General features: G+C 68.6%; 16 protein-coding genes. 7 read left to right on the top strand and 9 right to left on the bottom strand.

The genetic code is table 11. The features are described from left to right. Nucleotides 1–66: 66 nt before the first annotated feature. On the bottom strand, nucleotides 67–882 hold the full coding sequence (locus tag F5544_RS25570; protein WP_342760382.1) for a DUF6585 family protein: 816 nt from the start codon (nucleotides 880–882) through the stop codon (nucleotides 67–69). 133 nt (nucleotides 883–1,015) lie between these two features. Here F5544_RS25570 and F5544_RS25565 point away from each other — a divergent pair, with 133 nt between their 5' ends. Both F5544_RS25565 and F5544_RS25560 read left to right on the top strand, forming a co-directional pair. Continuing rightward, entirely contained in the window at nucleotides 1,016–1,471 is a 456-nt protein-coding gene (locus tag F5544_RS25565) for a nuclear transport factor 2 family protein (RefSeq protein ID WP_203217350.1), read from the top strand. An 86-nt stretch (nucleotides 1,472–1,557) separates the two neighbouring features. Next, nucleotides 1,558–2,352 (top strand): maleylpyruvate isomerase family mycothiol-dependent enzyme, encoded by a 795-nt coding sequence (locus F5544_RS25560; protein ID WP_238846657.1) that lies wholly within the window; start codon nucleotides 1,558–1,560, stop codon nucleotides 2,350–2,352. A gap of 45 nt (nucleotides 2,353–2,397) precedes the next feature. Here the strand turns inward: F5544_RS25560 and F5544_RS25555 are convergent, their stop codons facing one another. Beyond that, the gene (locus F5544_RS25555; protein WP_238846656.1) at nucleotides 2,398–3,087 is read right to left on the bottom strand and encodes a response regulator; all 690 of its coding nucleotides are present in this window, start codon (nucleotides 3,085–3,087) and stop codon (nucleotides 2,398–2,400) included. After that, a complete protein-coding gene (locus F5544_RS25550) occupies nucleotides 3,045–4,160 on the bottom strand; it encodes a sensor histidine kinase (RefSeq protein WP_167475535.1) in 1,116 nt (371 codons plus the stop codon). The genes F5544_RS25555 and F5544_RS25550 overlap by 43 nt, the downstream gene beginning before the upstream one ends. A 133-nt stretch (nucleotides 4,161–4,293) precedes the next feature. Here F5544_RS25550 and F5544_RS25545 point away from each other — a divergent pair, with 133 nt between their 5' ends. After that, nucleotides 4,294–4,986 (top strand): class I SAM-dependent methyltransferase, encoded by a 693-nt coding sequence (locus F5544_RS25545; protein ID WP_167475534.1) that lies wholly within the window; start codon nucleotides 4,294–4,296, stop codon nucleotides 4,984–4,986. A gap of 1 nt (nucleotide 4,987) precedes the next feature. Here the strand turns inward: F5544_RS25545 and F5544_RS25540 are convergent, their stop codons facing one another. After that, entirely contained in the window at nucleotides 4,988–5,539 is a 552-nt protein-coding gene (locus F5544_RS25540; protein ID WP_174867405.1) for a class IV adenylate cyclase, read from the bottom strand. A 51-nt stretch (nucleotides 5,540–5,590) separates the two neighbouring features. Here F5544_RS25540 and F5544_RS25535 point away from each other — a divergent pair, with 51 nt between their 5' ends. The 4 genes from F5544_RS25535 (at nucleotide 5,591) to F5544_RS25520 (ending at nucleotide 10,466) form a co-directional block, all read left to right on the top strand. Beyond that, entirely contained in the window at nucleotides 5,591–6,043 is a 453-nt protein-coding gene (locus tag F5544_RS25535; RefSeq protein WP_167475533.1) for a cupin domain-containing protein, read from the top strand. Nucleotides 6,044–6,148: 105 nt separating this feature from the next. Next, on the top strand, nucleotides 6,149–8,380 hold the full coding sequence (locus tag F5544_RS25530) for a phosphocholine-specific phospholipase C (RefSeq protein ID WP_167475532.1): 2,232 nt from the start codon (nucleotides 6,149–6,151) through the stop codon (nucleotides 8,378–8,380). Between the two features lie 51 nt (nucleotides 8,381–8,431). Continuing rightward, the gene (locus tag F5544_RS25525; RefSeq protein WP_167475531.1) at nucleotides 8,432–9,685 is read left to right on the top strand and encodes a serine hydrolase domain-containing protein; all 1,254 of its coding nucleotides are present in this window, start codon (nucleotides 8,432–8,434) and stop codon (nucleotides 9,683–9,685) included. Nucleotides 9,686–9,791: 106 nt separating this feature from the next. Further along, nucleotides 9,792–10,466, top strand: a complete 675-nt coding sequence (locus tag F5544_RS25520; RefSeq protein ID WP_238846655.1) for a pyridoxamine 5'-phosphate oxidase family protein — start codon at nucleotides 9,792–9,794, stop codon at nucleotides 10,464–10,466. Between the two features lie 17 nt (nucleotides 10,467–10,483). Here the strand turns inward: F5544_RS25520 and F5544_RS25515 are convergent, their stop codons facing one another. The 5 genes from F5544_RS25515 to F5544_RS25495 all read right to left on the bottom strand — a co-directional run bounded on the left by F5544_RS25515 (nucleotide 10,484) and on the right by F5544_RS25495 (nucleotide 17,879). Further along, nucleotides 10,484–12,106: a thiamine pyrophosphate-binding protein gene (locus F5544_RS25515; RefSeq protein ID WP_167475529.1), complete on the bottom strand. Its 1,623-nt coding sequence runs from the start codon at nucleotides 12,104–12,106 to the stop codon at nucleotides 10,484–10,486. A gap of 2 nt (nucleotides 12,107–12,108) precedes the next feature. Next, the gene (locus F5544_RS25510; protein ID WP_167475528.1) at nucleotides 12,109–12,879 is read right to left on the bottom strand and encodes a cyclase family protein; all 771 of its coding nucleotides are present in this window, start codon (nucleotides 12,877–12,879) and stop codon (nucleotides 12,109–12,111) included. A 94-nt stretch (nucleotides 12,880–12,973) separates the two neighbouring features. Next, the gene (locus tag F5544_RS25505; RefSeq protein WP_167475527.1) at nucleotides 12,974–14,674 is read right to left on the bottom strand and encodes a hypothetical protein; all 1,701 of its coding nucleotides are present in this window, start codon (nucleotides 14,672–14,674) and stop codon (nucleotides 12,974–12,976) included. Next, nucleotides 14,671–16,548 carry a hypothetical protein gene (locus F5544_RS25500; protein ID WP_167475526.1) on the bottom strand — a complete coding sequence of 626 codons (1,878 nt, stop codon included), beginning with the start codon at nucleotides 16,546–16,548 and terminating at the stop codon, nucleotides 14,671–14,673. The genes F5544_RS25505 and F5544_RS25500 overlap by 4 nt, the downstream gene beginning before the upstream one ends. Continuing rightward, on the bottom strand, nucleotides 16,545–17,879 hold the full coding sequence (locus F5544_RS25495) for an ABC transporter substrate-binding protein (RefSeq protein ID WP_238846654.1): 1,335 nt from the start codon (nucleotides 17,877–17,879) through the stop codon (nucleotides 16,545–16,547). The genes F5544_RS25500 and F5544_RS25495 overlap by 4 nt, the downstream gene beginning before the upstream one ends. Nucleotides 17,880–18,064: the final 185 nt, after the last annotated feature.

The following is an 18,064-nucleotide window of genomic DNA, read 5'->3' as shown; positions in this document are numbered from 1 at the left end:
GCGGGCACAGGTCGTGTCGGCGGCTATCCGTGGCGTTATTTTCCGACGGTCTTGGTGGGTATCCGGCTACGCACGCACGGCGTCGTCGCGCCCATGCATCTTGCACAAATGATCGGCCAAGGCCCGGAAGACGAGAAGGTTCGGAATGTCGCGCACCTCGGCGGACGCCAAGATCAACAGCTGTCCCACTACTTGCACGACAACCGAGCCATCGTAGATCTTGATCTCCTCGATCTGGTTCCACGCCACAGACTTCCGCGCGGTACCGAATTCCGACAACGTGATCCAGAACGGACCGAATTCGACTCGCTGCCCGGCCTGCACCGCGGACCACATCAGCGGCAGCTGGGCGTCGGCGACTCCGCTCTGGATCGCCGGTCCCCAGTCCTGCGGGTGCTCGAGGTTCCCGCGAAGCTCGAGCTGCACACCGGTGACATCGGTGATTCGGTAGCGGTATTCGGTACGCCCGGTGCGTTCGAACGTGGTGATCGACTGCCGCACCGAGGTGTTCTCGTAACGCACCGCCCGCAGGCCCCTGCGTTGCACCGCCACCAGACCACGCTCGTACAGATCGATCCGCAGGCAACGATCCGCGACAAGATAGGGCCTGCTTTGTAGGGCAACAATGAGCAAGGCCAGCCCGAATATCGTCGCACCGATTGCCGCGAACATCGCCCACGGGGCTCTTGTCGCCACGCCGACCAGCGCCACCGGCACCAGTATCGCCACGCCCAGGCTGGCATTGCGCAAACTCTTCCGATGCGGCGACGGACCAGCGAGATGCGCCGAACGATGCTGCCCCAGCCCCGCCTGCGACGCAGCCTGCGCAATCTGTCCCAGCAGGTTCGAATCCGTCTGAACCCGACCGACTTTCGCGGACATAGCTACCCCCATGACCTATATGCCTTTGCCCGAGACACTATCCGACCAAGTACAAACGATCCCTGGAACTGGTCCGAATGCGCCGTCCGATAATCGCCAGCAATCCATTGGCAAAGGACTGATAGTTGCCGGTATGACCGTATCTTCCGTATCCCCGGCCCGGCTTGTGCTGGAGGGCATGTATCGGGCCGAGGCCGAATATCTCGCCGCCGGCGGTCCCGGCATGGCTTCGTTCAGCACGCTTGCGCCGTTCTTCGCGCCGGAAGTTGTGTTGTGGCAGGCAGATTCGCTGCCTTACGGGGGAGCGTGGCGCGGCCATGAAGGTATGGAGCGGTTTTTTCTAGCGATGAGCGCGACCTGGGAGCGCTTCGAGCTGATCGAACAGGCATTCCTGTCCGAGGGCGACCCGCTTGTCGTGCTGACTCACGTGCGCGCTCGATCCCGCGTCAGCGGTCGTGAGCTGAATTTCCCTATCCTGCAAACGATCACCGTGGTGGACGGGAGGATCACCGAGGTCCGGCCCTTCTACTGGGATACGGCGATAATCGCCGAGGCCTGCTCGTCGTCTGTCAGCGAGGACAGGCCCTAGCCGCGTTCCAGAGTCTGGAAATTCGGTGGCATCGCCGGTTCGTGAGCGGTTGACTGCGCACGGTGATCCCACTTGACACCCGATCCTTGTTTCCACTTGAACGGCAGGCGTTATCGGAGCTCCTGCGGTCGCTGGACGCGGCCGACTGGGCGAAGCCGACCGCATGTCCCGGCTGGGATGTCCACGATGTGACGGCGCATATCGTCAACGACCATCTGCGTCGAATCTCGGGCGCCCGGGACGGATACAGCGGCGCGGTATTCGAGCAGGGCGACACCTTGCCGACCTATCTGGCACGGGTGAACGGCGAGTTCGTCCGTGCGATGCGACAGTGCAGTCCGCAGGTGTTGATCGATCTGCTGGACCATCTGGGTCCTCAGCTGGACTTCATCTGGGCGGCAACGGATCTCGCGGGCCCCGCGCATCTCGACGTATCGTGGGCGGGCCCGGGAAGCAGTCCGGCGTGGCTCGATATCGCTCGTGAGTACACCGAATTCTGGGTGCATCACCAGCAGATCCGCGATGCGGTGTCGCGTCCGGGCGCCGACGACGTGCTGATGATGCGTCCGGTGCTCATCACATTCCTGCATGCCCTGCCGTTCGCGCTGCGCGATCGAGTTCGCCCGGCGGGGACCGTGGTGCGGTTCGAGGTGACCGGTCCGGCAGGCGGCCAATGGACGGCCGTATCCGATGGCGCCGGTTGGGATCTCGGCTCGACACCGGCGCCTCGGCCCGCCGCGTCGGTGCGGATGGACCAGGACACGCTCTGGCGGCTGGCCAGCCGCGGGCTCACCGTCGATGAGGCGCGTCGGCGCACCGAGCGGGATGGCGACCCCGAATTGTCCGACGCGGCAATGACATTGCTGGCCGTGGTCGCCTGATCCGGCGCCGGCTCGTATCCGTCCGGCGACGTGAAATCCGCTGCGTCAGTTCGTAAGACCCGCATCCCGGGCGAGTAACGCGGCCTGCACCCGGTTGGTCACCTCCAGCCCGAGCAGGATTCGGCTGACGTGCGCCTTCACCGTGCTCTCGCGCATGCGCAAATCGGTGGCGATCTCGGCGTTGGTGGCACCGGCGCCGAGCAGGGTCAGGACATCTCGTTCGCGCGGGGTGAGGGCCGCGATCCGGGAACGGGCCGCCGCGGTTCTGGGTTGGTCGGTGCGGTGGAATCGGTCGATCACCCGGCGCGCGGCGGCCGGATGCAGCATGGCGGATCCGTCGGCGACGAGGTGGACGGCGCGCAGGATTTCGGCGGGATCGGTGTCTTTGAGTAGGAAGCCGTCGGCACCGGCGGCGAGTGCGTCGTAGACGTATTCGTCGAGGTCGAAGGTGGTGAGGGTGATGATCCGGGGCGGCGTGGGCAGTGCGCGCAGGCGTCCGATCGCGGTGATGCCGTCCATCCGCGGCATGCGGACATCGACCAGTGCGACGTCGACGCGCTGTGCGGCGGCCCGTTCCACGGCGGCGAGCCCGTCGGCGGCCTCCGCGACGACCTCGATCCGCGGGTCCGCGGCCAGCAGATCGGTGAGGCCCAGCCGGACGAGCGCGTCGTCGTCGACGATCATGGCGCGAATCATGCGATATCCGGGTGCGGTATCCGGGCGCTGAGCAGCCATGCGGCCGAATCCGTCGGCCCGGCCTGTAATTCGCCGCCGAGTGCGGCGACCCGCGCGCGCAGGCCGATCAGGCCGTAACCCGATGGCACTGTTGTCGCTGGGCGGGCGCTCGCGCTGTTGCTCACCTCGACAACGGTAGTCGGCGGGCCGTAGGTGATGCGGACCGCGGCGGTGGCCTCCGGCGCATGTTTGCGGACGTTGGTCATCGCCTCCTGCACGAGCCGCGCGACGGCGAGGCGATGGGTGGCGGGCACCCGCTCCGGTTCGCCGTCGACGTGCAATTCGATTCGCTGTCCCGCCGCGCGTCCCTCGTCGACCAGGTCGGCCACCGCGCGCAGCGTCGGTGCCGGTGGTTTGGCGGGAGTTTCGTCGTCGTGCAATGCGCCGAGCACGTCGCGCAGGTCGGCGAGCGCCTCGGTGGCGGTGGTGCGCAGCAGCGCGAGCCGCTCGCCGACCGGTTCGGGCAGATCGTCGCGCCTGGTCAGCAGCGCGCCGGTGTGCAGGGCGATCAGGCTGAGCCGGTGGGCGAGCACATCGTGCATCTCCTCGGCCACGGCCGATCGTTCCGCGCTGCGCGCCGCATGTTCCCGCAGCTCGCGTTCGACGCGCAGATGGTCGACCTCGGCGGCCAGCGCGGCGACGCGGCGGCGCCGGTCGTTCACCAGGAGTCCGGTCGCCACGGCGACCAGCAGGAAGAGCGTCGCGCCGTACTGCTGGATCGCCCACAGCGAATGGTCGGGCCGCCACAGCGAATTGGCCGCGAGCGTGAGTCCTGCGCCGATGAGCGCCGCGAGTAGCCTGCCCGCGGATGTCGCGTCGTACAGGGCGACCAGCAGCGGCGGCAGCATCGGCACGCCCCAGAAGGCCGCCGTGGCGAGGGTGGCGGTGAGCGGCAGCCACCACGGTCGCCGCAACAGCAGCGCGATACCGCACAGCACGGCCGCCGCCGTGAACGGCGTCAGGTAGCCGCCCTGCGCGTTGATGGCGCCGTTGTGCACGGCGACCGCCGTCACCGTGACAACGAGCACGGCGCGGCCAAACCGAGCCCAGATTGCGCTGTCGTTCCAGCTCATCCGGGAATTCTAGGCGGGCGCCCCGCCCGCGCGCCGCCGACTTTCCGCCCCGCCGAACCCCTACTTTCGTCGGGGGTGGCGGTCGTGTAATGGCGGATTCGAAGGGCGGCAACGATTTCTACCGTCGAATGCCGTGACTACCTCGAAATATCCACGCAGGCACCGCTTTTCCGAACATCTGGAATTCATCGCCGAGGCGATCCTCGACTCGCGCGCCACCGGTGCGGTCGCGCCGAGCGGCCGGGCGCTCGCCCGATTGCTGACCGAACCCGTACGGGCCGAACAGGATCGTCCGCTGCGCATACTCGAGGTGGGCGCCGGCACCGGCGCGGTGACTCGCGTACTGCTCCCGCTGCTGCGCGCCGACAGCGAGCTCGATATCGTCGAGGCCAATCCGCGGTTCGCCGAACTGTTGCGCGAACTCGCCGACGCGGCGGGTCCTCGGGTGCGGCTGCATCAGACTCTGGTGGAGCAACTGGAAACCAGCCAACGCTACGATGTGATCGTCTCTGGTCTGCCGTTCACCAATTTCGAACCGCACCAGGTGGATTCGATTATGGGCCGCTATTTCGAGCTGCTCCGGCCCGGCGGCGTGCTCACCTACTTCGCCTATCGCGGCACCGCGACGGCCCGCGGCCTGCTGTCCAGCCGGAGCGAGGCGCTGCGTCATCGCCGCGTCGAGGCGGTGCTCGACGGATATCGGCGGCGCTACGCGCTCGGATGCCGCACCGCGTGGTTGAATCTGCCGCCCGCCCGGGTGCACCGGTTGTGCCGTCCGGTGCACGCGGATATTCCGGTCGGCACCTCGGCCCGCACCGAGCGGTGAGTTATCGATGCCGGGCCACGGCATCGGTGTAAAGCTCGGTGGTCAACTGATCCTCGGACACACCCAGTTCGGACAGCACGGTCCGCAGATCGTCGAGCGCCGCCCGGAGGTCCTGTTCGGCGGCGTGCGTCTCCAATTCGAGGAATACACCGTCGATTTCGGGAACCGTGACGAGCGATGCGAGTAATTCGCGCCCGGCCGCCACGAACCGGAAGTTCTCGCACCGCTTCGTCAACTCGATCGCCGGTTCGTAGCCGAGCCCGGCGATGATCCGCGCCATCGGTTCGCGCTCGCCGACCATGACCTCGAATTCGGGTTTGGAACCGGTCGCCGCGTCGACGGCGGCGTCCTTGAACGTCAGCAGTTCGCGGGTTTCGTTCCCCGTGATGACAGTTCGCAGTCGGAGTTCGCGATCCGCTTGTGCGAGTGCGTGATTCGCGGTATCGAAATAGGTGTCCCGATAGGTCGCCTGTTCGGGGCGCGCTCGCTGCTCCAATCTTGCGCGAACCGCACCGGGATCGGTGAGCTTCGCCTTGAATTCCGCTTCGATCACCAGTTCCCTTTCCGGATGGCTTGTCTCTTTCGTACAGGGGAAACTCGCAGCATGACCCTCAGCTCGACCACACAGTCGATCATCGATCGCCTGGAGCTCGCTCCGCTGCCCGTCTGCAACGGCTATTTCCGGGAGACCTGGCGCGACGACCATTCGACCGTCATCTACTGGCTCATGCCCGCCACCCATCGCGCGGGTCTGCACAGCGCCGAATATCCGGAGGTGTACACCTATCACGCGGGCACACCACTGCGTTTCACGCTGCTGTATCCGAACGGGGAACTGACCGAGGCCCTGCTCGGCCCCGATCCGGCCGCAGGCCATCACCCACATCTGATCGTCCCACCTGGTGTTTGGCAGGCCGCCGACCCGACGGGCGAATACACCCTCGCCAGCGTCGTCGTCGCGCCGCCGTTCCGCCCGGATATCGTCCGCACCGCCGACGCCGCCGAGCTGACGCGGCTGCATCCGCGGCACGCTGCCGCGATCCGGGCGCTGAGTTGAGCCGGTCCCGGTTCGGCTGGGGATCTTGATCCAGTTGAAACGCGCCCGCACATCCGTGAGCATGGGCCGTGGATCCGCTGGACACCACCCTCTGATCGGAGACCGATGGCGTACAGATTTGGCAGGATCAAACGGCGTACCGCACTCGGCGGGCTGTTCGCCGCCGCGGGTGTGGCCGGACTCGGCCTGCGCGCGCAGCGGGCCGGTGCGGCGCCGCGGCGCGGCAGCCTCGACGACGTGCGACATGTCGTGATCCTGATGCAGGAGAACCGTTCGTTCGATCACTACTACGGGACCATGGCCGGCGCCAGGGGTTTCGGGGACCCGACCGCGCTGCGGTTGCTGCCCGGCGGCGCCGATCCGGCGAGTCAGGCGGTGGCCGAGGGCGTCGCGGCCGCGTCCAACGGCAGGCAGCCGGGCACCGGCGTCAGCGGATTGCCGACGGGCAGTAGCGGTTCGGTGCGCGGCGACGTGTTCGCGCAGCCGGACTCGCTCGGCGCGGGCTATCTGCTGCCGTTCCATCTGGACACCACACGCTTCGACGCCCAGGACGCGGGCGATCTCCCGCACGACTGGAACACCACCCATCAGGCGTGGGCCGACGGCGCGTACCACTCGTGGATCGCGGCCAAGTCGGAGATGACGATGGGTTATTTCACCGAGGCCGATATCCCGTTCCATCGTGCGCTCGCCCAAGCGTTCACGTTGTGCGACAACTATTTCTGTTCGATCCAGGGCCCGACGACGCCGAACCGGTTGTACCACTGGACCGGAACGATCGATCCCGGCGGAACCCTCGGCGGCCCGGCGACTTTCAACCCGGCCGACTACAAGCCCGTGTACCGGTGGACGACCTATCCGGAGCGGTTGCAGCAGGCCGGCATCTCCTGGCAGGTGTTCGCCAACGACCGCGCGGGCGATACCGACGCGATATTCCTCGGCGACTACGGCGACAATCCGCTGTGGCTGTTCCAGGCCTATCACGACGCGCTGGCCTCGACTGATCCGGCGGTGCGCCAGCTGGCCGAGCGCGCAAACGTCACCGGTACCTGGAAACCGGCCGACGGCGCCGACGGCAAAAATGTGGATTACGTTCTGGAACAGTTCATTTCGGCGTGCGCCACGAATACGCTGCCGCAGGTGTCGTGGGTGGTCGCGCCGATGGGATACACCGAGCATCCGGCGGCTCGTCCGGTGGACGGCGCGGTATATGTGCAGCGGATGCTGAAAGCGTTGTGGGACAACCCGAAACTGTGGGAGTCGACCGTCGTACTGATCAACTACGACGAAAACGACGGTCTGTTCGACCATCTCGTCCCACCGACGCCGCCGCCCGGCACACCGGGTGAATTCCTGCCCGCCAACCAACCCGGCGGCGGCACCGAGCTGCCGCAGCTGGCGGCAAGCGGGGTAACGGAATTGGTCGGCAAAACCGGTTCCGCCGAATTGAGACCGGCGTGGGGTCGGCCGACGCCGATCGGACTCGGCCCGCGGGTTCCGCTGCTGGTGATCTCCCCGTGGAGCCGGGGCGGCTGGGTGAATTCCCAAGTGTTCGACCACACTTCGGTGCTGCGCTTCCTCGAGGCGTGGACCGGCGTGCGCGAACCCAATATCTCGGATTGGCGCCGCGCCGTCTGCGGCGACCTGACCAGCTGCTTCGACTTCCGCACCACCGACACCACCATTCCGCTGCTGCCCGATACGGCCGCGCTGCGCGCGGAGGCGGATCGAACCCAGTCGTCGCTGCCCAAACCGGTGCCGCCCGCGCCGGACGACCAGGAGATGCCGGTACCCGAGCCGGGTACCGCCAAGGCCCGCCCGCTGCCGTATCAGCCGGTGGCGTGGGCCGACACCACCGCCGCCCCGCTCAGCCTGATGCTTGCCAACCAGGGTGCGGCGGCGCTCCAATTCCAGTGCTACGCATACCATCCCGGCGTCGACGCACCGGTCCGCCAGGTGCTGGCCACCGCGGGCGGTACCGCGACCGCGCGCATCCCGTTCACCGACGCGTACGACGTCGCGGTGCACGGCCCGAACGGATTCCTGTTCGAGGCCGCGGGAGATAATTCGGCGGCGGACCTCACCGTATCCGCGGCCGTCGGCGGAACCGCATCGAACCCGAATTTCACTGTGACGATGCGTAATTCGGGCCAGAAGCCGATCGATATCACGATCGCGGGCGTCAGTGTGACCGTCGCACCGGGCGACGCCGCCGACCACACCGTCGCCGATACCGACGGCTGGTACGACGTCACCCTGACATTGCCCGCCCGCCCCAACTGGCGTCGCCGCTTCACCGGCCACTTGGAGAACGGCCGCCCCAGCCGCACTGGCTGAGCTGGTGTTGCCCTGTCTGGGCATGATCGAAAACCTGCCTACCATGGTCGGGTGAGCGTGCCTACGAGTTCGTTGGTGACGGTGGCGGCCGATCTCGACTCGGTGACCACCGTCGGGTACGAGGACGATCCGGCGGCGGCCGGACTCGATCCCGGTGCGGTGGCGGCGGTGTGGGCCTCGGTACAGGACTGGTACCGGATGGGTACCACGCCCGCCATCCAGGTGTGCCTGCGGCGCAGCGGAAATGTGGTGCTGAACCGGGCGATCGGGCACGGCTGGGGCAATGCGCCCACCGACGGACCCGACGCCGAACGCGTCCCGCTGACGCCGGATATGCCGCTGTGCGGATTCTCGACGGCCAAGGGCGTCGCGGCGGCGGTGCTGTACATGCTGATCGAGGACGGTGCGTTCGCGCCGGATGAGCCGGTGTGCCGCTACATTCCGGAATTCGCCGCCAACGGCAAGGCGGCGATCACCATCGGCGACGTGTTGTCGCATTCGGCGGGTGTGCCGTTCCTCACCGCGCCGCACCGTGGATTCGACGTGGTGGTGGACGAGGAGCTCGCGGTGCGGGCCCTCGCCGATCTGAAGCCGAGTTGGGGGCCCGGCCGTTTCCGGGTCTATCACGCGCTCACCAGCGGCCTGATCCAGCGGCTGCTGGTCAAGCGGGCCACCGGCCGGGCCATGCGGGACCATCTGCGGGAACGGGTGCTCGACCCACTCGGCTTCCGCTGGACGAATTTCGGTGTCAGCCCCGGCGACGTGGATCTGGTGGTGCCGAGCGTGAAGACCGGGCCGCGCCCCTCGCGGCTGTCGGCGCTGTTGGCGCGCAAGGCTTTGGGCGGGCGAATGGACAGCAGGACGGATGCCGATGCCACCAAGGCATTCCTCACCGCCGAGCTTCCGTCGGGCAATCTCGTCACCACCGCGAACGAACTGTCCCGCTTCTACGAAATCCTGTGCCGCGGCGGCGAACTCGACGGGGTGCGGATGATGAGCGCGGCGACGCTGCGCCGCGCGATCGAACCCGCCGACCGGATGCCCGGCCTGGCCGGACGGGTCAGCCGCGCCGGATACGAATTGGGCGGGCGCCGTTCCAAATTCGGCGCACACACCGAAAACCATTTCGGCCGAAGCGGTCTGACCACCCAGTACGGCTGGGCCGACCCGGCCCGCGAGCTGTCCGGCGCGATCCTGACCAGCGGTAAGGCGACGATCGATGGCGACCGGCCGTGGCGGCTGTGCGCCCAGATCTCCACGGCCTTCCCGCCGCTGGACCCGGCCGCGCGCCGTTTCGTGGTGTGATGCCGGACATTGTTGGGGCAACCGGCCGCGATCTATGCGCCTACGGCATAGGCGCACCGTAAACGGCATTCACGAATAACGCACCCGGCCGCTAATGTCGGGCTATGTGAGAGCCGCGAACCGCTACCCCGAGATCGCCTTCGGCCCGGCCGCCATGGAGCACCAGCGACGCACCGGCAGCTACGTGGATTACGGCGCGCAACTGGAGCCGGGCCGGATCGCGGAGCGGGACATCCCGCTCGACACCCGCCGCGCCGGTTTCGTGCGCGCCGCCGACTCGTTCTTCCTCGCCACCGCGACACCCGGCGGCTGGCCCTATATCCAGCATCGCGGTGGTCCGAAAGGCTTTGCGCAGGTGCTGGATTCGTCGACGATCGGATTCGCCGACCTCACCGGCAACCAGCAGTACGTCACCGTCGGCAACCTGGCCGACAATCCTCGGGTCGCGCTGTTCTTCGTGGATTATCCGCTGCGCCAACGGCTGAAGCTGTTCGGGCTGGCCCGGGTGGTGGAACGCGACGAGGATCCGGACCTGCTGCGACGCCTGCTCACCATCGGCTCCTCGACCATTCGGAGCAGGGCGGAGCGTTCTATCCTGGTGACGGTCGAGGGCTACGACTGGAATTGCAGCAGGCATATTCACCCCCGCTACGACAAGCAGCGGCTCGACGAGGCCGTCGCGCTGGAGCGAGCCGCCGCGGCCGAGCAGGCCGCCGAGATCGAGCGGTTGCGCGCCGAAAATGCCGCGCTGCGTGCGGAATTGGACCGCCGCGCGGAATGAGGATCACCCCGGGAAAATCAGCGTCCGCCGAACGCCTCGCTCAACCACCAGGCCCCGCCGTCGCTCGCGATTTTCGCATCCAGCAGTAGCGGCCGATCACGCTGTCCGGCAAGCCATTCCGGGACGATGCCGAGATCGGTGACGGTGCGGACGGTCGCCGCGTCGAATCCGGCGCCGCGGGCCAGCGCCGCGATATCGGTATCCGGGAAGGTGACCGTGTCCAGGTCGGCGTCGGTGAAGTGGTGCACCTCCGCACCGTAGGCGTGATCGTTGTACACCACGGCTAGCAGTGGAATGCCGAGGCGCACAACGGTTTCCAGTTCGGCGGCGCTCATGAGCGCGCCGCCGTCGCCCAATGCCGCGACGGCCAGCCGGTCGGGCCGGGCCAGCGCCGCCCCGATCGCGGTCGCCAGGCCGAGGCCGATCGATTGGAACCCTTGGGTGAAGCAGAAGCCGAAGTGGTCCGGCACGTCGAGGTAGGCGCTCGGATAGCCCATGAAATTGCCGGAATCGACCGCGACGACGCGTTCGGCGGGCAACAGCTCGTTCAATGCGGCGGTGAGCGTGCGCGGGTCGATCCGGTCGGCGGTGGACAGATCCGTATACGGCACACCGCGCTGACCCCGCGCGAGCAGCGCGGCCACCTCGGGCGTGCGGTAGCCGGTGCGAGGCGCGCACTCGCCCAACACATCTCGCGCGGTCGCACCGACATCGCCGGGCACGCCGAGGTGCACCGGCCGATGCGCGCCGAGCGCCGCCGGATCCGAATCCACTTGGACCACCCGGGTTTCCGGTCCGATGAGGCGGCCGTTCCTGGTGGTCCACCTGGTGAGCGCGCAACCCCAGCCGACGATCAGGTCGGCGTTTCCGATCAGCTCGGCGGCGGTCGCGGAGGCGAATCCACCGGATATGCCGAGGTTCCACCGATCGTCGTGAAAAAGTCCGTGCGCGACAGCGGAGGTGGCGAGCAGCGCACCCGCGGCCTCGGCGAGTGCGCGCAGCTCGGCCGGGTACGGCAGGGCGCCGCGTCCGGCGAGGAAGACCGGCCGCCGCGAATCGGCGAGCAGCGCGGCCAATTCCACGACCGCCGCGGCGGTGGGCCGCATCGGCGGCGGCGGTTCGGGTAACCGAATCGGGTGTGGCGGCGCGGCCGGGGCCGCCTGCACGTCCAGCGGCAATCGCAGCACCACGCAACGGCGTTCGTCGCGGGCGGTGCGGTAGGCGCGGACGGTGTCGGCGACGGCGCTGTCCGCATGGTGGACGCGTTCGGTGACCGCGCCGACCGCCCTGGCCGCGGCGTCCTGATCGATCCGGAAATTCGACAGGGCGGCCGCATCCGGGGTGTCGGCGGCGAGGACGAGCAGCGGGGTCCGGCTCTTGGCGGCCTCGGCGATTCCGGTGAGCGCGTTGGTGAATCCGGGGCCCTGGTGCAGCGATACGGCCGCGACCGTCCCGCTCATCCGCGCGTACGCGTCGGCCATGGTGGTCGCGCCGCATTCGTGGCGCGCGGCGATATACCGAACACCGTTGGCCCGTAACGCGTTCGTCACGGCGAAATTGCCGCTGCCGACCACGCCGAACGCCCGTGCGAGCCCGAGGTCGGCCAATGCCGCCCCGACCACTTCGGCGACCGTCGGCACGGCTACCGGCCGACCAGCGCGAGAACCCGTGCGGGACTGCCGGATCCGCCGACGATCGGCAGCGGGCAGACGATCAAACCGGCCCCGGTCGTCGGTAGGCGATCCAGGTTGCGCAGCTGGGTCAGCCCGAATTTGCCCGCGCCGAGCAGGAAATGGTGGCAGGGGAAGGGTGGGTCGAATCCGGCCGCGGCACCGGCATCGGTGCCGACCGTCTCCACTCCCATTCCGCAAATTGCTTGTGCAGCCAGCCATTCGGCGCATGCCACCGAGATTCCCGGTGTGTGCGAGCCGGATTCGTCGGTGTTGAGGAAGGAGACCGGATCGTCGGCGCGCTCGGCCCATCCGGTGCGCAGCAGCAGCCAGCCGCCCGAGGGCAGCGGGCCGTGCCGATCCTGCCAAGATCGCAGGTCGTCCACCTCGAGCAGAAAGTCCGGATTGTCCGCGACCCGCTCGCTGACATCGACCACCACCGCCGGGGCGAACAATGCGCGCAGTGGCACATTGGCCGCGTCGACGCCGTCGCGCCCGGTGATCCAGTGCACCGGCGCGTCGAGGTGGGTCCCGGTGTGTTCACCGGTGTGGATATTGTTCCAGTACCAGGCGGGCCCCGGCGCGTCGTAGGCGCTGATCCGTTCCAGATCGAACGGGATGGTGTTCGAAAACGGCTGCGGCAGTTGAATAATTGGGGTGTGGCGGTGCAGTGGCGCCGTGAGGTCGACGATCTCGGTCGATCCGTCGGCGACCGAGGCCAACAGCACCCCGACAGCAGTCATGGCGTCCAGCATATCGGCCGCGGGATATCCCGGAGGCCGGTTGCTCACAGCCGGTGCGCCGATGAAACAGATCCATCAGGGTCGCTGAGGTAGCTCAGGCGACGTCCGGCAGCGGCCACCGATCGATCCGGTCGAGGGGCAGCCACGCCTCGGGTTCGTCCGGATCGAACGGCCGCAGCCGGGCCAGCCTGGCGCGCGCCGCCTCCCAATAGCGCTCGGCCAGCGGCTGATGCGGCGGCCGCAGGTTCATGGATTCCGCGAGCCAGCCGGTGGCCTGCCGCAACACCTCCGCCTCGGTGACCTCGGTCTCGTCACCGAGCAGGAGGCTGCCGTATGGCGGGGCGACGACCACCGCGGAGCCGAGGTGCTGCAGACAGCGCGCGGTGCCGAGCTCATGGTCCAATTCCCGGTAGCCCGCCAGCGCCCACTGCCAGTAGCGCAGCCCCCGGCGCGGTTCGCCGCGCGCCCACAGCAGCACGCCGAGCGTCTCGTGCACCTGCGCCCGCCCCGCCGGATCGCGGCCGTCCGAGGTGAGCGATTCCGCCAACTGCAGGCAATGCTGTGCGGTGTCGAGCTGCCACTGCCGTAAGTGCACCTCGGCGAGGTCGATCAGCACGCACACCCGGCCCGGGATGTCGGTGTGTGGCACCTGCCGCCACGCCGTATCCAGATACCGTTGCGCGACAACCAGTTCCGGAGACGGTTCGGCGAGTTCGCGCAGTGCGGACCGCAGCGCCCGGCGGGCGCGCAGCGCGACCGAGTACCGGTGCAGTGGCGAGACGAGCGATTTCACCTCGGCCGTGCCGTTGCGTATCTCGGCGAGTTCCCGCTCGACGGCACATCCGGTTTCGGCGGCGAGACGCGAAAGTGTCTGCGCTACACCGTATTCCGCCTCATCCCAGCCCTTGCGGGCGAACCACGTATCCAATGCGTCGGCGATCCTGGACAATTCGGGGACCAATAGCCGGGCGATTTCGGGATCCATTCCGGCGCAGGCCAGTACGAGTTCGCACAGGCCGGGCCCCTCGGTGTCGAACCACCGCTGCGCGCCGGGGCTCAGCGCGGTGGAATCCAGCGCGACCGACCATTGCGTCGCCCGGTCCGCGTAGTGGCGGACCAGGGTCGGCAGGGCGGCCGCCCACGCCGGATCCGCTTGCACCTCCGCGGAATCCGGGAGTAGGGGCACGCGGGCCAGCCGCACCTGATCCTGCACGCCGCGCACCAGGATGCCGCGCTCGACCAGATCGGTGAGCACCGTTCCCGGTGTCCGGTCGTCGATGGGCGCGTCGGGCACCCGGGCCGGCGCGGCCAGCGCCGCCGCGACCACCTCGTACAGCGCGGCCGTTTCGAATGTGCGAAATCCCAGATCCCGCAGGATCGCCGCGATCAGGTTGTACGGCAGATCCGGATCCAGCTCCGGCGCTTCGGGTTCGAACTGCGCGGCGCGGGCGCGCACGAGCAGGCCCGGTTGCACCAGATCGGCGGTGGTGTTGGTGATGCGCAGCAGTTCCGCGCGCCGCCGCAGTTCGGTCACCTTCACCCACAGCGCGTACGCGGCGCCGAAGACGATGAGGAATACGGCCACCCCGCTCAGCCAGCCCGCGACCGGGGCCAGCAGATGGCTCGCGCCCACCCAGCCCTCGAGCAGCTTCGACCCGATCTCCAGGATCATCGAGGTGGAGATCACCCACGCGATACCCAGAAAGCCCTGCCAGACCGACGATTTCGCCAGTACCGAGGCCGCGGACTCGGGTGAGGGCGGACGCGGATCGCGCGGCGGCTCAGGGCCGTTCATCGCAGCACACCTCCGGTCAGACCGGGTACCAGGAAGCGACGCCAGGTGAGCAGCACCAGCACCACCGGCGGGATGGCGCTGAGCAGCGCCCCGGCCGCCAAATGCGCCGCGCCCTCGTTGAATTGGCGCGCCTCGCCCCACAGCAGCAGCGACCACGGGCTGATATCGGCCCCGCTCACCAGCAGCCCGACGAAGAAATCGTTCCACACCTGGACCAGCTCGAGTACCGCCACCGCACCGAGCGCCCGCCCCGCGGTGGTCCGGATCCGCTGGAACACCATGGCCGGAACGGTGCGCCCGCGCAGCGCGTCGGGGTCGGGGGCGTCGGCGGGCGCGAGCAGCGCGGTGCGCAGGATGAGCGTGGAGATCGGCAGGCCGATCGCGGCGTGCGTGACGATGAGCGGCAGCGAGGTGCCGGTGAGCCCGAGGTGTTCGATGGCGCCGCGGATGGGCCCGACATACACCTGCGCGGGCATCACGGTCAGTACGACCAAGGCGGCCACCACGATTCGCGACCGCCGTCGATCCGGATCGAGGGAGGCGGCGTAGTAGGCGGCGGGCACCGCCGCGGTCACCAGCAGGCAGGTCGCCACCCCGGCCACGAGCGCGGTCTTGCGCAGCGACCGCCACATCTCGCGGTCGTGCCAGATGCTGGCGTCACCGGTGAACGCGGGTCCGTCGAGCCCGGCCCAGCCGATCACGATCAGCACCAGGACCGGCGCGAGGAAGAATACCGCGATGGCCGTCACCCGCAGCAGCGGCCGGGCGCCCTGGAGGAACCGCTTCGTGCGGGATATCCCCGGGCTGAGCCGGACCTGCACCGGAACCGCGGCGGCCAGCGGCCGCGGTCGCACGCCCTGCGGCCCGTGCGACTGCGAGAGCCAGGCCGCCAGCCCGATGAGCACCGCGAGCGGTAGCGAAAACGCCGCGGCCGCACCGGGATCGGAGCCGTCGGTGGTGAGCCGCCACCAGTGCACCGTCGCGCTGTCCAGCGAATACTGCCGGGAGCCCGGCACCGCGACCAGCACGACGTCGAAGATGCGCGCCGCGGCCACCCCGACGACCAACCCGAATACCCACAGCATCGGCCGCAGCAGCTGATAGAGACCACGGATGGTCGGCGTGCCGTCCGGGCCCCTGACGTACGCGGCCTGTACCGGATCGGCCTCGATCGCGGTGATCGCCGACCGGAAGAGCACGAAAAGCGCACCGGCCCAGGTCCACCCGAACGCGGCGCCGAGCAGCACGGCGTACAGGAGCCACTGCGCCTGCACCCGCATCGTCTGCGTGACAAGGACATTCACCAGATCCACCGGTACCGCGAAGATCAGGCGGAAGGCCAGCCCGGCCACGAAGGCCGCGATCCCGAACGGAACGATCAACGGCCACCACGGAATCCACGTCCGCCGGAACCGGCGCGCGGCGAGCAGCGCAAGCCCCAGGATGACCATCGCGACGACCACACCCGCCGTGGTTCTGGCGTAGGCCAGGAATCCGTCCGCGCCGAGCACCAGCTCGAGCAGCCAGATCGCGACGGCGGCCCCCAGCCCGCCCGCCGTACCCGCGGCCACCCGCCGCGGCCTGTTCCAGCGCGAGAGCGCGGCGGGCAGATAACGCCGCCATGCCGTCCTGATCGCAACGGCGACAACGACTATCACCACACACCAGAGGACCACCGCCCAGCGGGCGTGCGCCGCGTCGAGCACCGTCGCGCCGAGCGGGATCACCAGCACCACGGTGAGCGCCGCGGCGGGCAGCAGCATGATCCAGGCCAGCCGGTCCCACAGATTCCAGCCCGGCACCAGCGGGCCTGCCATCCGCCGTGGCGCCAGCTCGACGGTCAGTCCGTTGGCATCGAATTCGCCCGCCGTCATGCGGAACTCCGTTCGAACCGGTCGAGTTCGTCGATGGCCCAGTCGATCTGGTCGGGCAGCCGGTCGACCTGTCCGTCGCCGATCTCGATCAGGAATTGGGTGAGGATGCGCCACAGTCCGTTTCGTCTGCCGACGGTGCCGACCAGGTCGGCGAGATCGAATTCGGTCCAGGAGTCCAGCCAGGTGAGCATCTCGGGCTCCAGTGCCGCGACCATGCTCGAAACCCGGATCGGCGTGCGCCGATTCGGGGCCAGGAAGCCGCCTTCGTCCTTCAGCCACGGCAGCGGGGCCAGCGGATCGGCGAGCGCGGCCACCACCCGCCCCGCCTCCTCCCGTGCGGCGGCGGTGACCGTGATGACGTCGCCGCCCGCGATCAGTGGACGGTGGAAACCCGATGCGACCGGCGGGAATTGCATGACGCCGACGCAGTCCGCCGGTCGCCCGGTGCGCTGTAGACAGCGGCGCACCACCGGTTCGGCGAAGTCGGGCGCGACCACCAGCGCGGCCCGGCGCAGCTCGAAGACATCGCGGATCGCGTCCGGGAATTGGCGGGTCAGCGTTTGGGCGACGCCGCCGGGAAAGGCGTACTTATTGCTCCAGATCCGGCCGAGCATGGCCAGGGTGGCCCGCACCGAGCCGCGATCCCAGGTGCGCGCCCACGGTCCCCGGCCAGGTCCGGCCAGATCCTCGTAGTCCCATGGCGATCCGTTCAACGTCAGCGAGACGTCGAACAGCACGTTCGAGAACATATTCGCCAGCACCCAGCCGTCGGCGGCGCCGAGGGCGAGTAGCCGGGGTTTGCCGCGGGCGGAGAAATCCTCCTCCATCCGCCGCGGCCAATCCGCGAGCGTCCAGCCGCGCGGTTCGTCGGACGGTTCGCGGCCGAAGGCGTAGCGGTCGTACCAGACCAAGGATTTGTTCGCGGCCTTGAACGGTACGCCGTAAGGTTTACCGTTGTGCCACAGCAGGTTCCGCCATTCATCGGCGTATCGCCAGCCGTCGGTGTCCAGCCACAGCTGCTCGTCGACGGGGCGCAGCACGCTGTCGGCGAGTTGGCGGATCCGGCCCGCCTCGGGCAGCAGTACGATATCCGGCGCCGAGCTGCCGCGGGCGTCGAGCGCGAGATCGATATCGTCGCCGAGCGGCAGCACCTCGACGGCGCCGTCGATCCGCCTGTCCCGCAGTACCTTACGGAAGGCCGCGAGCTCGTAACCGCTCCACGGCACCGCGATTCGCACCATCCCCGGCTCGCCGGTGAGCAGACCGGATCCACACGCGGAGGCCAGCGGCAGGACCAGACCCGCCTGTAACAGAGCTCTCCGTGGAACCACGGCTCCCCCGAAAAGGTTTGTGCGCTAAGCCATCACCGGTGCTGGGGAGTGTACCCGTGGGCGTGTCGGGTTAACCGTAAAACCGTTCAGTTCGCTGCGTTACCCAGACGGTCCCCAGTTCGCCGCGGTCGAATGCGGGTGCGCGGGCGTTTATCAGCTCATATCCGTGGCCCGACCCCTCGAAT

Source organism: Nocardia arthritidis (genome assembly GCF_011801145.1).
Lineage (GTDB): Bacteria > Actinomycetota > Actinomycetes > Mycobacteriales > Mycobacteriaceae > Nocardia > Nocardia arthritidis_A.
The sequence above is the reverse complement of the archived record's forward strand: the minus strand, read 5'-3'. Positions and strand labels throughout refer to the sequence as shown.

Coding starts and splice junctions, on each gene's coding strand:
- F5544_RS25570 (WP_342760382.1), bottom strand. CDS start 882: ATGTCCGCGAAAGTCGGTCGGGTTCAGACGGATTCGAACCTGCTGGGA.
- F5544_RS25505 (WP_167475527.1), bottom strand. CDS start 14,674: ATGAACGGCCCTGAGCCGCCGCGCGATCCGCGTCCGCCCTCACCCGAG.
- F5544_RS25550 (WP_167475535.1), bottom strand. CDS start 4,160: ATGAGCTGGAACGACAGCGCAATCTGGGCTCGGTTTGGCCGCGCCGTG.
- F5544_RS25555 (WP_238846656.1), bottom strand. CDS start 3,087: ATGGCTGCTCAGCGCCCGGATACCGCACCCGGATATCGCATGATTCGC.
- F5544_RS25510 (WP_167475528.1), bottom strand. CDS start 12,879: ATGACTGCTGTCGGGGTGCTGTTGGCCTCGGTCGCCGACGGATCGACC.
- F5544_RS25500 (WP_167475526.1), bottom strand. CDS start 16,548: ATGACGGCGGGCGAATTCGATGCCAACGGACTGACCGTCGAGCTGGCG.
- F5544_RS25530 (WP_167475532.1), top strand. CDS start 6,149: ATGGCGTACAGATTTGGCAGGATCAAACGGCGTACCGCACTCGGCGGG.
- F5544_RS25535 (WP_167475533.1), top strand. CDS start 5,591: ATGACCCTCAGCTCGACCACACAGTCGATCATCGATCGCCTGGAGCTC.
- F5544_RS25565 (WP_203217350.1), top strand. CDS start 1,016: ATGACCGTATCTTCCGTATCCCCGGCCCGGCTTGTGCTGGAGGGCATG.